The sequence below is a fragment of the Rothia gullae genome, assembly GCF_024294905.1.
Lineage (GTDB): Bacteria > Actinomycetota > Actinomycetes > Actinomycetales > Micrococcaceae > Rothia.
Window position 1 is genome coordinate 24,618 of the sequence record NZ_JANCOC010000003.1, and the last position, 17,491, is coordinate 42,108.

Genomic DNA, 17,491 nt, shown 5'->3' on the forward strand with positions numbered 1-17,491 from the left:
TATGGCGAAAAAGAGCAGGGCGCCGAAGAAGTCCCAAAAGGCGCAGAAAGCCCAGAAGTATCAGAAGAACCGCATCGACGATACTGAGAGCACCCCCGTGCAGGGTGCCACCGCTGGCGTGTACCCGATTTCTACGGGAGAGGCGGAGCTGGTCCCTGACGGCTATCACGTTGACGGCTGGTTGCTGCTCATTAATGGTGTGCAGTCTTCCCACGTGATTGTGGGTGAGCCCCGCCAGCTGGATTTTGAGTACATGCGCTGGATTGCGGCGGTCGTCTCCTCGCATGTGGAGGAGCACCTGGACGCCGCGAAGCTGCGCATCACCCACCTGGGCGGCGGCGCGTGCTCGATGGCGCGCTATTTCGCTGACCTGTACCCGACCAGCCGCAACACCGTCGTTGAGCTGGATGCCAAGCTCGCCGAGTATGTGCGCGCATGGTTCGACATCCCCAAGGCGCCGCGCGTGAAGATTCGCGTGGGTGAGGCGGGTGCCGTCACCGCGACCTTCGCGCCCGCATCCCGCGACGTGCTGATTCGTGACGTGTTCGCGGGGGACACCACCCCCGAGGCGCTCACCACCGTCGAGTTCACCCGCACTGTCGCCGAGTCGCTGGCACCCGGTGGCCTGTACATCCTGAACTGCGGTGACGGGCCGGCCCTGACCGGTGCCCGTGCGGAGGCGTCCGCCCTGCTTGAGGTGTTTGAGTACGTGTGCATTGTGGCAGATTCGGCAATGTTGAAGGGCCGCCGCCGCGGCAACGTTATTATTGCCGGTTCGCACGCGCCCCTGCCGGAGGCTGGTTCCGTGCAAGCTGCCGCTATCGCCCGTGAGCTCATGGGTGGAGGCGTGCCCGCCCAGTACTGGGACACCGCGCGGGTGCGCCAGTTCGTGAGGTAGCGGTTTTCAGTAATGACTTAAATTTTTTCGACCATAGGTTAGTGACTTTGGTGGGGGCTTTTAACTACCGCCAAAGTCACTAACCTATCGCCAAATTCGGCGCCCTCTCCACAGCAGACGCTACTATAGTGGCATGCGATACACCTACCTTGGCCCATCCGGCACCTTCACTGAATCCGCCCTGCTGAGCGTCCCCGGCGCATCCGACGCCGAACGGATCCCCGCCACCAGTGTGCCCGACGCGCTCGCACGCCTGAACGCGGGCGAGGCGGACGCCGCCATGGTGCCCATCGAAAACTCCGTGGAGGGCGGCGTGAGCGCCACCCTGGACGCTATCGCAGCCAGCGAGGGTGTACGCATCATCCGCGAGGTGCTCGTACCGATCCGCTTCGTGCTGGTCGCTGCAAAGCCCATCAGCATTGAAGACGTCAAGACCATCTCCACCCACTCGCACGCCTGGGCGCAGGTGCGCGGCTGGGCGCAGGAGAACGTACCCGCCGCCGCCTACCTGCCCGGCTCCTCCACCGCCGCGGCGGCTGTCGGCCTGCTCGAAGAGGGCTGCACCTACGATGCGGCAATCTGCTCCCCGGCGCTGCTGAACTACCACCCGGAACTGCACGTGTTGCAGGACAACATCGGCGATAACAAGAACGCCGTAACCCGCTTCGTGCTGCTCTCCCGCACCGCCGACATCCCCGAACCAACCGGCTCCGATAAGACCACCCTGACCGTGCCGCTGCCCACCAACCGCGCCGGCGCGCTGCTCGAACTGCTCGAACAGTTCTCCGTGCGCGGCGTGAACCTCTCCCGCATTGAATCGCGCCCGACCGGCGAAGGCATGGGATCCTACTCGTTCAGCATCGACGCCGACGGCCACATCTACGAGGCGCGCATGCGCGATGCACTGCGCGGTCTGCACCGCGTCTCCCCGACGCTGAAATTCCTCGGCTCCTACCCGCGCGCCGACCACGAAAACACCGAAGTCGACAGCATCCACTCCGACGGCTCCTTCGACGCCGCACACGAATGGGTTGAGTCGCTCTTCCCGAACGGCCGCCCCGCACAGCTGCAGCGCCACTAGCCGCCCGCCGCTAGACACCCCCGCACCTACCCGCGCCCCACCAGCGCAAACCCCGCCCACAACCCACCGCAAGATTAGGTAGGATAAAACAGTGATTGATATTAACCTCCTCCGCGAAAACCCCGACGTCTTCCGCGCCTCCCAGCGAGCACGCGGCAAGGACGAAACCCACGTCGACCGCATCCTCGAAGCCGACACCGCACGCCGCGCACTCATCGGCGAATACGAGACCCTGCGCGCCGAACAGAACGCCTTCGGCAAGACCGTCGCAAAGGCACCCAAGGAAGAAAAGCCCGCCCTCGTCGCACAGGCCAAGGAACTTGCAGCCCGCGTCAACGAAGCAAAGGCAGCCTCCGAAGCGAAAACCGCCGAATACGAGGAACTGATCAGCAGCATCGAAAACCTCATCATCGACGGCGTACCCGTCGGCGGCGAAGACGACTACGTAGTCGTCAAGGAAGTCGGCACCCCCCGCGACTTCACCACTGAAGGCTTCGAACCGCGCGACCACCTCGAAATCGGCGAACTCGTCGACGGCATCGACATGGCACGCGGCGCGAAGGTCTCCGGCGCACGCTTCTACTTCCTCAAGGGCCAGGTAGCACGCCTCGAACAGGCACTCATGTGGATGGCGCTCGACCTCGCAACCGAGCACGGCTTCACCATGATGACCACCCCCACCCTGGTACGCCCCGAAATCATGAACGGCACCGGCTTCAACGTCAAGCACGACGACGAAATCTACCGCCTCGAACGCGACGACCTGTATCTGGTCGGCACCTCCGAGGTGGCGCTCGCCGGCTACCACACCGACGAAATTCTCGACTTCGAGAAGGGTGCGAAGAAGTACCTGGGCTGGTCCTCCTGCTACCGCCGCGAGGCAGGCTCCGCAGGTAAGGATACCCGCGGCATCATTCGCGTACACCAGTTCAACAAAGCTGAAATGTTCGTCTACTGCCCCGTCGAGCAGGCAGAAGAGATGCACGAGAAGCTGCTGTCCCTCGAAGAGGAAATGCTGCAGCGCTGCGGCCTCGCATACCGTGTGATTGACACCGCCGCAGGCGACCTGGGCACCTCCGCAGCCCGCAAGTTCGACTGTGAGGCGTGGGTCCCCACCCAGGGCACCTACCGTGAGCTGACCTCCACCTCGAACTGCACCACCTACCAGGCGCGCCGCCTGAACATCCGCGAGCGCACCCCCGACACCGTGGATGAGGCAGGCAACGTGCGTAAGGGCCGCACCCGCTCCGTAGCGACCCTGAACGGTACCCTGGCGACGACTCGCTGGGTGGTTGCCATCCTGGAGACTCACCAGCAGGCTGATGGCTCTGTTGTGATTCCGGAAGCACTGCGCCCCTACATGGGTGGCGCCGAGGTTATCCCGGCAGTAGCTGCTGAGTAATCTCACAACCAGCTGAAAAACCCGCTCACCGCGTAAACGGTGGGCGGGTTTTCGCGTATCCCGGTAGTCTAAGAACTATGCCTCTATACCGTAAACTCCTTGGTGTTTCTGCGGCGGCGGCTCTGACCGCCTCCGTCACTCGTGCCCGCCGTGAAGCGCGCCGACGCGCTATCGAACTGGGCGCGCCCTTCGGCGTTCTGCCGACCCTGCCTACCGGTGAGGCGCAGCGCGTGGGCGTGGTGTACAACCCGAGCAAGCCCGGCGCTGCGGCGGCTATCGAGATTCTGGAACGCACCCTCGCGGCGAACGGCCACCCGCAGCCGCTGGTGCGCACCACCCGCGTGGACGAGCCCGGTTCTGAGGCGGCCCGCGAGCTGATTGCTGAGGGTGTTGACCTGCTGATTGCTGCCGGTGGTGACGGTACGGTGCGTGCTGTGGCGGCGGCGCTGGCGCATCATGAGGGGCGCAAGCCGCGCCTGGGTATTCTGCCGATGGGTACCGGTAACCTGCTGGCGCGTAACCTATATATTCCGGTCAGTGACGTGGCGGCGTGCGTGAATATTGCGCTCAACGGTGCAGGTCAGAGCGTTGATGCGATTGAGATGACGACGACGAGCACCCCCGGCGAAGAAACCGAACACACGTTCTTTGTGATGAGTGGTGCCGGCTTTGATGCGCTTGTCATGAATGATACGAACGAGGAGATTAAGGCGAAGTTCGGCTGGGTGGCGTACGTGCAGTCCGGCATGAAGCATATGCTGGGCAGGTCGCACCCGGTGAGTATCAGCGTGGATGGTGGGGTGCCTCGTATTCTGCCAATGCGTTCGGTGCTGATCGCGAATTGTGGCCGCCTGCAGGGTGGTATTCGTCTGGCGGATATGACGGATGTGAATGACGGCAATCTTGAGGTGATTGTGGCGTCGCCGCGTGACTTGGTGGAGTGGGGTCTGCTGATGGCTAAGGTTACGCGCCGCACGATTTTGGGTTCGCCGCGCATTGAGCTGCCGGTGATTCGCCATTTGGTGGGGTCTGAGGTGGTGTTGGAGTTCCCGGATGGTGCGCAGCCGGTTGAGGTGGATGGTGACCCGGCACCGTCGGCGTACCGTATTAGTGCGCGCGTGCTGCCTGCCGCTGTGGAGGTGGCGGTCCACCCCGAGGTGCTTTAGCGGGCGTGGTGAAGGGGCTGGGGGAGAAGCTGGCACCCCAGAATCACTTATATGTGACCTGGATTATGAAAAAAATCGCCGATTTTTTCACTATTTCCTGAAAATTTTAGGAATAATGAAAAAAATCGCGGTTTTTTTCACTATCAAGGAGGACTAGATGAGTGTTGCCGGTCACGGATACCGAACTCTTAAAAGTATTTTCCATGAACGAGGCGAAGCTGCCGTACAGGAGGAACTGCAGGCACGCCGCAACGGCCACTCCACTTACCTCCTTGACGAATTCGCGGTAGGGGAGCACCCCCTGTTCTACCTGGCAGACCGCACCGTGCTTGCACATTATGACCGTATTATGGTGCGGGAGCGGAATATCGAACAGCTGAGTTCTCGCTTACCTGGTGTCGCGATGAGGAGCTACCTATCTGACCTGGCAGTACGTAGCATCGTGGCCACTGACAGCATTGAAGGTGTGCATACAACTCGCCGGCTGATTTCTGAGGCACTTGCATCTGGTGACAGTGAAGATCCTCGCGCTAAACGTGCTGTGGAATTTATGAATCTATTGAACACACTAGGAGAACGTCGGCCGCCTGATACGGTCAAGGAAGTGCGCAATCTTTATGACACCCTGCTTGAGGGGCATCTGGATGATGAAAATCGTCTAGACGGAGCACTTTTCCGTGCCGGTCCTGTCCATATCACTAGTGGTACTAAGGTTGTGCATAAGCCCCCGATGGGCGAGGAAGCTATCACCGCTAACATTCAGGCAGCACTCAACCACGCCCTCGACCCGAACGTGCCGGCGTTATTCTCCGCGATTGCCGCGCATTTTATGGTGGAGTACACACATCCCTTCTACGACGGCAACGGACGATTTGGCAGGTACCTCCTCGCTTCCCATATGGTGTGGGTACTCAGCCACCTGACGGCGCTTACTCTGCCGAGCACACTTAACCTCCATAAAGAGCGTTATTACAAGGCGTTTTCTGATGCTGAGGAGCGACTCAACTACGGTGAAGTAACTACTTTTCTGCATGCCTTCCTTGAACTGATTGAGAAGGCGCAGGAATACCTAGAAAAGGAGTTGGCGACCCGCTACGAGGCGCTAGTATCGCTGAATAAGCGTATTAATAAGTTGCATCAGGATCGTGAGTGGTTGAGGGATAAAGCAGAGAAAAGTCAGAAGAAGGTGGGTTACATGCTTGAGCTTCTGCATCTGTTAGGGCAAGCCAGTATTTTCCGTGCGCCGGTTGCGCCTACCTCAAGCGAGCTACAGGAGGTGTTGGGTGTTACGGCGCCGACTCTGCGCGATAGGCTCAAACTGCTGCGGGGGCTTGGCTTTGTTGAGGGCGTGAAGGCTGGCCGCACGATGCGCTGGTCCCTCACCGAGGCGGGAACCGCCCTGCTGGACTTGCCCGCCGTTGATGACGACGAAGAATAGCCCACGAGCATAAGAAACAGGGGAGGGGCCGCACCAGAGTGCGTCCCCTCCCCTGAGCTGTAGTTAAACAGAAAAGGCACCCTTGCGAGTGCCTTATGCGTCAGGAGCGCTAAGTTCGGCCGGAGTCCTCCAGCTTGCCCCTTAGAGCCTTCATCCCTGGGCCCGTAGGCGGTAATCCGTCGTTTTATCCTGACAGTCCTACTATACCTAAGCAACGGACAAGCTACTAGCCGATAGGTCACGCCCTAAAACCTCACCGCGGACCACCCGCAGGGGTACCCGGCTGCGGTCTGTGGCTAAAACACGGTCTGGGCCGTCTCGCACGCAGGCTCGAAAAGTGCGAGAATGGAGCAGAAAAGAAAACTACGAAAGAAGATACTTTCATGCTTATTCTCGTTGTGAACGCCGGTTCTTCCTCCCTGAAGTACCAGGTGCGTGACACCTCCCTGCCCGAGGCAGAGCAGATGCTGACCTCCGGCCTCGTTGAAAACATCGGCACCGACGTGCCCAACCACGAGGTCGCATTCGACATCATGTCCGAGAAGCTTGAGCCCGTCCTGCACGGCCGCGAGCTGCAGGCAGTCGGCCACCGCGTGGTGCAGGGTGCAGAGAAGTTCACCCACCCCACCTTGCTGACTGAAGAAGTTGTCCAGCAGATCGACGACCTCTCCCCGCTGGCACCGCTGCACAACCCCGCACACGTTCAGGGTATGCGCGCAGCAATGCACAAGTGGCCTTCCCTGCCGCAGGTTGCTATCTTCGACACCGCGTTCCACTCCACCATGCCCGAAGAAGCATGGCGTTACGCAATCCCCTACGACCTGGCTGACAAGTACAGCATCCGCCGCTACGGCTTCCACGGCACCAGCCACGAGTACGTCTCTCACGTTGCAGCTGACATGCTCGGCATTGCACGCGATGAGTTCAACGGCGTTGTCGCACACCTCGGTAACGGTGCGTCCGTGACCGCTGTGAAGGGCGGTAAGTCCGTCGACACCTCCATGGGCTACACCCCGCTGGCTGGCCTAATCATGGGTACCCGCTCCGGCGACATCGACCCCTCGGCACTGACCACTATCCTGTCCCGTGAAGGCATTGATGGTGAACGCCTGGACACCATCCTGAACAAGGAGTCCGGTCTGCTCGCACTGGCTGGCTCCAACGACATGCGTAAGGTCGTTGAGGCTGCACAGTCCGGCGACGAGCGTGCACAGCTCGCACTGGACATGACCTCCTACCGCCTGATGAAGTACATTGGCGGCTACAACCTGGTTGTTGGCGGCGCGCAGGCACTGATCTTCACCGCAGGTATCGGTGAGAATTCCGGCGACTTCCGCAAGCTGGTTCTGGACCGCCTTGGCGCTCTCGGCATCAAGTACAACGAGGAAGAGAACGCTAAGCGTTCCCCCGAGCCGCGCGTGATTTCCACCGAGGATTCCGCAATCAAGGTGCTGGTCATCCCCACCAACGAGGAGAAGGCTATCGCTGAGGCTACCGAGGAAATCGTCAAGAGCCTCTAAGCCCTACGCACCCCGCCGTGTAGGTGGCTGAATATAGGCAGTCCGCTGCAGTTCCCGTTCCGTACGGGCGTTGCAGCGGATTTGTTTTTGAATATCCAATAAAGTAAATGCATATGATTCAAGTCACTTTACAACACAATATTACGCCAAGGCAGCACGTATTATATATGTGTCATACATCACATTAAAAACAAGAATAAAAATCGATTAAAAATGTGGGTTTGGGTGCTGTATAGGGTGTAAATTTTTTTGCTTGCTTGGGAAAATTGTGCAGGGGGGTGAGTGTATCGATTCACAACATTCCAATATTGATGGCAGTCAAGGTTGAAGGTGAAAAAGGTTGATAATCCTGGATTAATTCTGTTAGGAATGATCTATCGACCCAAGTTGTTGCACAATGTTGAAAAATAAATACAAATTTTTTGTGCTTTCATATAACGAGTGTTCATCGAAAAGAACTGAAGCGGATTTATAGCCGCAAAAGAATTCTGAGAGCGCCCTCTGAATTACACGTTAAACACATACTGCGATAACCTTTATATCTGTATTTTCTGTGCAGAAATAAAGTGAATCAATGTACAAAACTCATTCCAATTGAGAGAGATTTGGTAATGGATATTGACTCGACTAAGAGCCACTCCGAACAAAGTGGAAAGTTGATGGGCCGTCGCGCCCTGGTCAAGGGTGCAGCATGGGCAACGCCCGTTGTGGCAGCAACCGCTGTAGTACCCGCCTACGCTGCATCCAAGAACTCTTGCGAATACGGCACCATCGTATCCGTGCCCTGGGGTGAACGTGCCGAACGTCGCCGCTACAAGGGTACCGTGAATGAAGAGTACGAATGGGCAGTGATGCCCACCTCCAACTGCAGCCCCCAGCCGCAGACCTACTTCATCGACAACACCACCCCCGAACGTAAGCTTGCTTACCCCTGGGGTCGTTACGAGGGTGTGAGCGACTTCCCGCCGATTTATCCCCCGAACGGCAAGGACACCCCTGACTACAACTCCAAGGACGGCGTTGGTGGTGTTGGTGGCGGCGTTATCATCAACGTTCGTGTTGAGAACGTTGCAGGTGACGTCTCCTATGCACCGACCCCCACAGGTGAGGACCGTTTCGCATTCGGTGAGTCTGACGCAAACCGCAAGAACAACATGTACTACGCCGAAGGTTACAAGGGTAAGGGCGCAAACCCCCCTGTTGTTCGCCTCAACGACAACTACAAGGGCAGCCGCTCTACCTACGTCGCTCACGGTAAGTACAACTACCTGCACTTCCCGGATGGTCCCCGTCCTCCCAAGGAAAATAGCCCCCTGTGGACTTACGCATACGGTAAGCACTACACGACTGCTGAAGGCCGCGACGGCTGGTCCTGGGACATTCAGGTGATGGCTAACATTACCCACCCCAATGCCGGTCAAGACGTTGTGTCGTACATGACCTACCTGCGTAGGCACACCTACGGTGACGCCGCGCATCAGTCGGCAAAGGTCATTCCGGTGCAGTATCGTATTATTGTGACTTCCCCCTGGGGTACTGTCACTTATCTTTCGGCAGCTGTTTAATATCAGCTTGCATTAGGTTTGAATGGAGTAGCGACCCATTCAATCTATTTCAATCTTAGATTGAGATATATATGTGATGTTTATTTGAGTATAAAGTTGATAGATTTTTAGTGTATTAGGGAGTGGTGTCCCTAATAAGTAGACGCTATTCTTCTGTCAGCTTTTGGAGGGGCCGGGGGGGGAGCCCCCGGGGGGCGGGCCCCCCCCCGCGGTTTTATATTGGTCGTCAGATGCTATTGCGTAGCCAGATGCTCTAGCGCTTCAAGAAATCCTGACCCGCCAAAGAACGACGCGCCACCTCACCGGACTCCGGCGAAACCACCGTCGTCTGAGCCACCGCGTACTCGGTCGCCGGCGCCGGCGAACCATCGGGCAGGAAGTCTCCGCCATCAACCGCACGCAAAGGCGCCTGCGGATCAACGCCGCGCTTGATAACAGCCAACGCAATCGGGCCCGCCTCATAATGTAGCGCCACCGAGGTAATACGGCCGACCGGGCGGGACTTACCCTCCACAAATAGCTCACTACCTGCCGCCGGAAGGGTATGCTCCGAACCGTCAATATCCAAGAACACCAGACGGCGCGGCGGGCGGCCCAGGTTATGCACACGAGCCACCGTCTCCTGACCCTTGTAGCAACCCTTATCGAAATGCACCGCGGTACGGGTGTAATCCAGCTCCTGCGGGATGGTCTTATCATCAGCCTCAGTGCCGTAGCGCGGGCGCCACGCCTCAATACGCAGAGCCTCCGCAGCCCATAGACCCGCAAAACGCGCGTCCGAAGATTCAGCCAGGGCGGGCAGAACAGAGCGCGGCACGATGCTCAAGAAACGCACGTATTCCGCACCCGGGTGAGCATCGCCCGCCTCATCGTAGCGGTAGCTACCCGGTTCCGGAGTGTGCCAAGGGTCCTCCCACACCAGCGGCTTGCACTCAGCGAGCGCCGGATGCACCGAACCATCCTGCAGGATCGGGTTGCGGGCACTCTCCAGTACCGCGTACTCGCCGCTGAGGTTCTGCACCTCAACGCGCATCATGAACTTCATGCGGTTTAGGTAATCGGTCAGCAGCTGTGCCTGGTTCCCCTCCACGATCAGCCAGAGTGCCTCGCCGTCTTCAATTGCGGCGGGTGCGTACTCCACGCGGCCCTGAGGGGAAAGCAGCAGGAACTCGCGGCTCTCCCCGGCGGTCATACCGGTCAGAATCTGCGAGGCAATGGAGGTCAGCCAGGTCTGGCGGTCCGGCCCCTCAACACGCACTACACCCAGGGAGGAGCGGTCCACCAGCACTAGCGGCTCATCCGCGCTGGCGGAGCGGTCGAAGCTGAGGGCGCGCTGCTCCAGCATGGGGTTGCCGTAGTGTGCGGCGACGCCGGCATCCAGCCCGGAGGCGGCAAAAGCGCCGTGCAGGCCCAGCAGGGGGCTTGCGGGCGCCGCCTCAGCGGCAGTGCTCGTCGATTCAGTCACGGGGTTGCACCTTTCACGGTAGTGCTCAGCGTGCAGGAGACTGCACGGAACGTAAAGAAAGTAGAAGCGGATGGGGCGTTGGGGCTACTAAGCCTCGGGTGCCTCATCGTCAAAGGAGCCGAACATGCCGGTGCCCAGGGAATCACCGGTCATCGAGGAGGTCTTGCGCAGTTCAGCGGAGGCGTGCTTGTGTAGCTTACCGTCAGCGTCTGCAACTTCCCAGTCCCACATGAGGTTGCCGTTGACGAGGCCCCACAGTCGCACGGAGCCGGCGTAGTCGTGGGAAATATCATCGCGCAGCAGGTTGCCGGTCTGCATGCGAATGACCGGGCCCTTGACCATGCCCACGTAGTTTTCGCTAATACCGCCGGGGTGCGCAATGGTTGCCAGCAGGGAGAATCCGTCGTCGGCGTTGCGGAGAGTTTCTACGCTTGCCGCGTCAGCGAAGGCGGGCACAACGTCCTTGGGGACGATACCGAAGCCGCCGTCAGCGTCGGTGAGGGGGCGGTCAATCTGCCAGAAGCCGGTCTCAACGGTGATGGGGCGCAGCTTCTGACCCTCATCGTCGAGCAGGAAAGACTCGGCGCGGTATTCAATGAAGGGCAGGCCTTCCTGCTCAAAAGTAATGATCTGGCCGAAGGGGGTGTTTTCCTGGCCTTCGTACCACATGGTTCCGGTACCTTCCCAGGTGCCCAGCAGCCAGGAAAGGGGAACAAGTTCGGGGGTTAGATTCGTCGGAATTTCAATAGCCATACCCACCATTTTAGTGCCTGGCTCCTGACAGGCGCCCGTTGTGTTCGCCCGTTCGCTCACGGCACGGGGTAGCGCCGCCGTCTGCAGAGTAAACGGTACGGCGGGCAGCATTAAGAAAACCCCCAACCGGAAGGGACCGGTGGGGGTTTACGCCGTCATTGGCGAGGCGGTACGAACCGTATGGGGACACCGCCTAAGCCCTGTGTGGGCGATGCTTCTGCTCTGTGTGGGAAGACTACTTCTGACCCCTGAAGAGGCCACGCAGTACTGCGAATGCACCGATACCGATGCACACGGAGATAATAGCCATCAGCGACATGAAGAGAGCTTCGAGAGCCATAAGATTGTTATCCATGCCTTAAACCTACCATAGACTCCCCCTGAAAAGGGTGCAGAATCGGTGCTAAAGACATACTGGACAGACCTATCGGCAGCGAGCTGCGCAGACGGGCGAGTAAACAGTCCGGTATACGATATCTGCATCTGCTCTTTACCGCCTCCACAGCTGCAGCATAGGCAGGCGAGTACACTAGAAAGAGCCTATTATTTTACCGGGAAAGGAGAGGGTGTGTACCGTATTGCGCTTCTGAGCGATACCGCCGCGCAGGATATGATTCCCTCGCTGAGTCTACTCAGCCACAAGGTACACGTTTTCCCCCTCGACACCGCCCATACCGCCCTTGAAACCGAGACATTCGACCTGCTCATGGTCGATGCCCGCACCGCCCTTGTTGAAGCACGCCATTGTGCCCAGCTACTGCGCGCCGCAGGTGTGCAACTGCCGCTCATCGCGCTCCTGAATGAAGGCGGTATGGCGGCTGTTGCCGCCTCCTGGCAGGTGGACGATATTGTCTCTGACCAGGCCTCCCCTTCCGAGCTGGATGCGCGCCTGCGCCTCGCCATCAAAAGGGAAGCAACCACCGAAGAAGAAAACCAGCAGGAACGAGTGGTACGCGCAGGCAACCTTGTGATTGACACGCAAGCATATTCGGCGCATCTTTCCGGTACCGCATTGAACCTGACCTTCAAAGAGTTTGAGCTGCTCAAATTCATGGCTCAGCACCCCGGACGGGTCTTCTCCCGCGCCCAGTTGCTCTCCGAAGTGTGGGGTTACGATTCCTACTACGGCGGCACCCGAACCGTGGACGTGCACGTGCGCCGTCTGCGTTCCAAGCTCGGTACCGAGTACGAGCAGATGATTTCGACCGTGCGTAATGTGGGGTATTCCTTCAATAGCACCCGCTAAATTTCGCGGCGCCAACCCCTCATTTGGTGTACCCGCTCTGCGAGTTGCCTCGGTGTTGCGCCGAGTACCAGAATGCGTAAATGTTCCGGTTCTTGTCATATTCGCCCAGAACGGAGAACAAACTCTCTAAAGAGCAACTATCCCCGGTAGAGTTGAATCAGAAGGCTACGAAAGAAGGCGATGATGGTACACAGTCAGACACCCGAAACCTCCACCCTGCCCGCAGCAAGCACCCCAATCTACGCAGAACCGCAGCTCACCGAAGAGCTGCTGGAACGCTTCGATTCCTTCGCACAGAAGGTTGCCCGCCACGACAGTGTCTCGGCGTTCTCTGAGCAGACCCGCATTGAGCTGAGTAAGGCACTCCATGAAAGCACTCTGACCCCTCCGCGTTTCTTTGTCGCCGAGGATAACGGCACCCTCGCTGCCGTCTTTGTGGCGCTCACCCCCGCCAGCAACGAAGACACCGGCGTGATTGAGGCAGCCGTCGCCCCCGAATACCGTGGACGAGGCGCAGGTAGCGCATTCTTCAACCACGCCGTCCGCCAGCTGGGCGATGACGCGACCCGCTACCGCCTCTGGGTTCACGGTAGCCCCACCGACACCGGCATTGAAAGCCCCGCCCACGCGTTCGCGACCCTGCACGGTTTCGAGCCGGTGCGTGTGCTGTACAAGATGGTTCTGCCCCTAGACGCGCAGACCCGCGAAGAGCTCGTGGAACGCTCCGATGCGCGCACTCTGCCGGAGAACCTGCGGATGCGCACCTTCACCGGCGCGGACGATTTCCCCTGGCTGCGCGTGAACGCCGCCGCTTTTGCGCACCACCCGGAGCAGGGCAAGCTCACCCTTGCTGATCTGCGCGAGCGCACCGGCTCCCCCTGGTTCCGCCCCGAGGGTTTCTTCATCGCTTCCGAGGTGGATGATGACTCCGCCATCGCGGCATTCACCTGGACGAAGATCCCGACCGGTCAGGAGCAGGGCGAGTTGTCCCCCTCCGGTGAGATTTATGTGGTAGGTGTGAGCCCGCAGGCTCAGGGAGGCGGCTTGGGTCGCACCCTCACTCTGCGCGCGCTGGCATACCTGGCATGCGCTGAGGATGAGAACGGCGAGCCGCTGCGTGCCATTGACCTGTACGTGGACGCCGATAATGATGCCGCCTACGCCCTCTACACGTCCCTTGGCTTTGGTGTAGCGACGGTTGACCGCATGTACGCTCCCGCACAGCAGGACGCGCCTGCCGTCTAGTTTTCTGTACGCCGTCTCTGGCGTGCTTCTTCACGACTTATCCCCAATCAGAAAGGCAAGTACAGTATGGTACCCGCCCCCAATGGCCTGAATAAGGCGCCTAAGCCCAAGCCGTCTGAGCCTGCGCCCATGACCGGTGTCATTCACATTGGCCACGATATTTCGAAGATTGAGCGCGCTGATTCTCGCGGTGACCGCATTGAGAAGGGTGAGAAGCGTTCCTACTTCAGCCTTGAAGAGGAGTTCGGCCCGGATCGTTTCTTTGACCGTGAGAGCAGCTGGCTGGACTTTAACACCCGCGTGTTGGAGTTGGCGGAGGACCCGAACCTGTTCCTGCTGGAGCGTCTGAACTTCTTGTCGATTGTGGCATCTAACCTGGACGAGTTCTTCATGGTGCGTGTGGCGGGTCTGAAGCGTCGCATTGCGACCGGTCTGGCGGTTCCTTCAGCTGCCGGTCTGAGCCCCGAGGAGCAGATGGAAGAGATTGCTGAACGCGCCCACCAGCTGCAGGCTCGTCACGCTGATGTGTTCCACAACCAGGTGCTGCCGGCTCTGGAGGAGCAGAACATCCGTATCGTGGGTTGGACCGACCTGGATGCGGACGCTAAGCAGCGTCTGCGTCAGGATTTCATGCGCGATATTTTCCCGATTCTGACTCCGCTGGCGGTTGACCCGGCGCACCCTTTCCCCTACATTTCGGGTCTGTCGCTGAACCTTGCGGTGCTGGTGCGTAACCCGCAGACTGGCAAGGAGCTGTTCGCGCGCGTGAAGGTGCCCGATCAGCTGGACCGTATGGTCTCTGTGGATGGTTCGCGCGCCGCTAATACTGCGGGCCGCGAGAGCCGCTACATTGCTCTGGAAGACATCATTGCTGAGCACCTGGACACTCTCTTCCCGGGCATGGAGGTTGTGGAGCACCACGTCTTCCGCGTGACCCGTAATGAGGATCTTGAGGTGGAAGAGGACGATGCAGAGAACCTGCTGAAGGCTCTGGAGAAGGAGCTTCTGCGCCGTCGTTTCGGTCCGCCGGTCCGTCTGGAGGTTGAGGACACCATCAACCCGACTATCCTGGATCTGCTGATTTCTGAGTTGAACATCAACGAGTCTGAGGTGTACCGTTTGCCGGCTCCGCTGGATCTGCGCGGTATGAGTGCGATTGTTCGTGCGAACCGCCCGGCTCTGCACTACCCCAAGCACATTGCGCACACTTCCTGTTGGCTCAACGCTACCGAGACTGCAAAGGCTGCGGATGTATTCGCTGCCGCCCGCGATCACGACGTGCTGCTGCACCACCCGTACGATTCGTTTGCGACCAGTGTGCAGGCGTTCTTAGCGCAGGCTGCTGCTGACCCGCGTGTTCAGGCGATTAAGCAGACCCTGTACCGCACCAGTGGCGATTCCCCCATTGTGGATGCGCTGATTGAGGCAGCTGAGGCGGGCAAGCAGGTTGTGGCGCTGGTGGAGATTAAGGCTCGCTTTGATGAGGAAGCCAACATCTCGTGGGCTCGTAAGCTGGAGCGCGCTGGCGTGCACGTGGTGTACGGCATCGTGGGTCTGAAGACTCACTGTAAGCTTTCTCTGGTGGTACGCCGCGAGGGTAACCACCTGCGCCGTTACGCTCATATTGGTACCGGTAACTACCACCCGTCGACGGCTCGTTTCTACGAGGATTTGGGCATCATCACCTGCGATGAGCAGATTTGTGAGGATGTTTCCCGCCTGTTCAACCAGCTGTCTGGTTACGCGCCGAAGACCAACTACCAGTCGTTGCTGGTGGCGCCGCGTACTCTACGTAGCGGCCTGATTGAGTGCATTGATCAGGAGATTGAGAACCATAAGGCGGGTCGCCCGGCGAAGATTCAGTTCAAGTGCAACTCCATGGTGGATGAGGCCGTCATCGATTCGCTGTACCGCGCTTCGCAGGCTGGTGTGTCGGTGGATGTGGTGGTTCGCGGTATTTGCGCTCTGCGCCCGGGTGTTAAGGGTCTGAGCGAGAATATTCGCGTCCGTTCGGTGCTGGGCCGTTTCTTGGAGCATTCGCGTGTGTTTGCGTTTGAGAATGGTGGCGATCCGATTGTCTACATTGGTTCTGCCGATATGATGCACCGCAACCTTGACCGCCGCATTGAGGCGCTCGTGCCGGTGAAGGATTCGCGCCATGTGAAGTATCTGCGTGATATGTTCACCACTTATATGAGTGATTCTTCGCGTACCTGGCACTTGGATTCTGAGGGTAACTGGACCCGCCACGACACCGACGACCAGGGTAATCCGCTGCAGGATGTTCAGTCGTACTATCTGCGTTCGCGTTCCCGTAAGAACGTGGTGGATAAGGTCTAAGGAATTTCCTCTGGTCTGCCAGTGATTTCTGCTTGTGAGCCCCGTCTGCTCTCACGCTTTTTGCTGTGAGGGCAGGCGGGGTTTTCCGCGTGTCGTGCAAAAACGTGCGGTGGACTAGCGCGCTTAGAGCAAAAGTGAACAACAGGTTACGTTGAGATTACAACTTGCCGCTTCTCTCCCCTACAATTAGACGCGGAGCATGGTGCCCGTTGGCATTGTGCGCAGCCTAGCGAAGAGGATTAGAGAGAGATATGGCACCGCTGGATTCCCCCTCCATCTACTACTCGGCACGACGTTTTGATGCGGTCAACAGCATTGACCGCGCCCCCGCGAACACTGCGGATATTGTTGCTTCTGGCGCACTGATTTGGCGCATCCGCGATGGTGCGCTTGAGGTTCTGATTATTCACCGCCCCCGCTACGATGACTGGTCCTGGCCTAAGGGCAAGCAGGATCCAGGCGAGTCCCTGGCAGAGACCGCTATTCGCGAGATTCGCGAAGAGGTTGGTCTGCAGGTTGTTTTGGGTGTGCCCCTGGCGGTAACTTCCTACCCGGTGGGCGGCCGTCCGAAGGATGTTTTCTACTGGGCTGCTGAGCTTCCCGAGGGCGCCCGCGCCCTGGCGGATGAGGGTGAAGTGGATGAGTTGCGCTGGGTGAGCACCGAGGTTGCTCGCGCTCTGCTGACCAACGAGGACGACCTGGCCCCCTTGGAATCCCTGGAAGCTCTGGCTGAGGCGGATGCGTTGCGTACCCGCCCGATTCTCATTGCCCGCCACGCGAAGGCTAAGCCGCGTTCGAACTGGGCTGCTGCTGAGGATGACCGCCCGCTCGCGGCGACCGGCAAGCGTCAGGCATTGGCTTCTAGCCGCCTCTTTGCGGCGTGGGCTCCGAGCCGTATTATTTCTTCCCCGTGGCTGCGTTGCGTTCAGACCGTGACCCCGTACTCGGTGGATTATGGTGTGTCGGTGAAGGAGAAGAAGTCCCTGTCTGAGGCTGGCGCTCAGCGTCACCCGGCGCGTGTTGCCCGCACCGTGGCGTCGCTGTTCGATAAGGATTCTTCCTCGTTGCTGTGCACTCACCGCCCGGTACTGCCCCAGGTGATGGATGTTCTGCGTGAGTACCTGTTTAAGGGTTCCGCGGAGGTTCTTCCGACTGAGGATCCGTACCTGGAGCCTGGCGATGCCCTGGTTCTTCAGGTGACTGAGGGCGATAACCCGCGAATTGTCTCGGTGGAGCGTGTACGCGTGGCTCTGGACTAACATCCATATATTTATCTTCTAACGGCAACCGCGCTGGGCTTTATGCTCAGCGCGTTTGCTCTACCTGCGCCCATTCGGGGGTTTTACAATAGAGGGGCGGTTGATTTGTGACC

The 17,491-nt window shown here is 59.1% G+C and carries 13 protein-coding genes; 11 read left to right on the forward strand and 2 right to left on the reverse strand.

The genetic code is table 11. The features are described from left to right. Nucleotide 1: 1 nt before the first annotated feature. The 7 genes from NML54_RS02775 (at nt 2) to NML54_RS02805 (ending at nt 9,070) form a co-directional block, all read left to right on the forward strand. A complete protein-coding gene (locus NML54_RS02775; protein WP_254755806.1) occupies nt 2-898 on the forward strand; it encodes a spermidine synthase in 897 nt (298 codons plus the stop codon). 133 nt (nt 899-1,031) lie between these two features. After that, a complete protein-coding gene (gene pheA, locus NML54_RS02780) occupies nt 1,032-1,979 on the forward strand; it encodes a prephenate dehydratase (RefSeq protein WP_254755807.1) in 948 nt (315 codons plus the stop codon). A 91-nt stretch (nt 1,980-2,070) separates the two neighbouring features. Next, a complete protein-coding gene (gene serS, locus NML54_RS02785; protein WP_254755808.1) occupies nt 2,071-3,381 on the forward strand; it encodes a serine--tRNA ligase in 1,311 nt (436 codons plus the stop codon). A gap of 77 nt (nt 3,382-3,458) precedes the next feature. Continuing rightward, nucleotides 3,459-4,547 carry a diacylglycerol/lipid kinase family protein gene (locus NML54_RS02790; protein ID WP_254755809.1) on the forward strand — a complete coding sequence of 363 codons (1,089 nt, stop codon included), beginning with the start codon at nt 3,459-3,461 and terminating at the stop codon, nt 4,545-4,547. A 157-nt stretch (nt 4,548-4,704) separates the two neighbouring features. Beyond that, on the forward strand, nt 4,705-5,985 hold the full coding sequence (locus NML54_RS02795; RefSeq protein WP_254755810.1) for a Fic family protein: 1,281 nt from the start codon (nt 4,705-4,707) through the stop codon (nt 5,983-5,985). Nucleotides 5,986-6,368: 383 nt separating this feature from the next. Further along, nucleotides 6,369-7,505, forward strand: coding sequence for an acetate/propionate family kinase (locus NML54_RS02800; RefSeq protein WP_254755811.1), 1,137 nt, complete (start codon nt 6,369-6,371; stop codon nt 7,503-7,505). A gap of 611 nt (nt 7,506-8,116) precedes the next feature. After that, nucleotides 8,117-9,070, forward strand: a complete 954-nt coding sequence (locus tag NML54_RS02805; RefSeq protein ID WP_254755812.1) for a hypothetical protein — start codon at nt 8,117-8,119, stop codon at nt 9,068-9,070. A gap of 253 nt (nt 9,071-9,323) precedes the next feature. Here NML54_RS02805 and ygfZ read toward each other — a convergent pair whose 3' ends face one another. Next, nucleotides 9,324-10,535 (reverse strand): CAF17-like 4Fe-4S cluster assembly/insertion protein YgfZ, encoded by a 1,212-nt coding sequence (ygfZ, locus tag NML54_RS02810; RefSeq protein WP_254755813.1) that lies wholly within the window; start codon nt 10,533-10,535, stop codon nt 9,324-9,326. A gap of 87 nt (nt 10,536-10,622) precedes the next feature. Then, complete coding sequence (locus NML54_RS02815; RefSeq protein ID WP_254755814.1) at nt 10,623-11,288, reverse strand: heme-binding beta-barrel domain-containing protein; 666 nt, start codon at nt 11,286-11,288, stop codon at nt 10,623-10,625. A 568-nt stretch (nt 11,289-11,856) separates the two neighbouring features. Here NML54_RS02815 and NML54_RS02820 point away from each other — a divergent pair. The 4 genes from NML54_RS02820 to NML54_RS02835 all read left to right on the forward strand — a co-directional run bounded on the left by NML54_RS02820 (nt 11,857) and on the right by NML54_RS02835 (nt 17,378). Beyond that, complete coding sequence (locus NML54_RS02820) at nt 11,857-12,534, forward strand: winged helix-turn-helix transcriptional regulator (RefSeq protein ID WP_254755815.1); 678 nt, start codon at nt 11,857-11,859, stop codon at nt 12,532-12,534. A gap of 180 nt (nt 12,535-12,714) precedes the next feature. Beyond that, nucleotides 12,715-13,779 (forward strand): mycothiol synthase, encoded by a 1,065-nt coding sequence (gene mshD, locus NML54_RS02825; RefSeq protein WP_254755816.1) that lies wholly within the window; start codon nt 12,715-12,717, stop codon nt 13,777-13,779. Nucleotides 13,780-13,845: 66 nt separating this feature from the next. Next, entirely contained in the window at nt 13,846-16,119 is a 2,274-nt protein-coding gene (locus NML54_RS02830; RefSeq protein ID WP_254755817.1) for an RNA degradosome polyphosphate kinase, read from the forward strand. A gap of 251 nt (nt 16,120-16,370) precedes the next feature. Beyond that, nucleotides 16,371-17,378 (forward strand): NUDIX hydrolase, encoded by a 1,008-nt coding sequence (locus NML54_RS02835; protein WP_254755818.1) that lies wholly within the window; start codon nt 16,371-16,373, stop codon nt 17,376-17,378. The last annotated feature ends 113 nt before the right edge of the window (nt 17,379-17,491 follow it).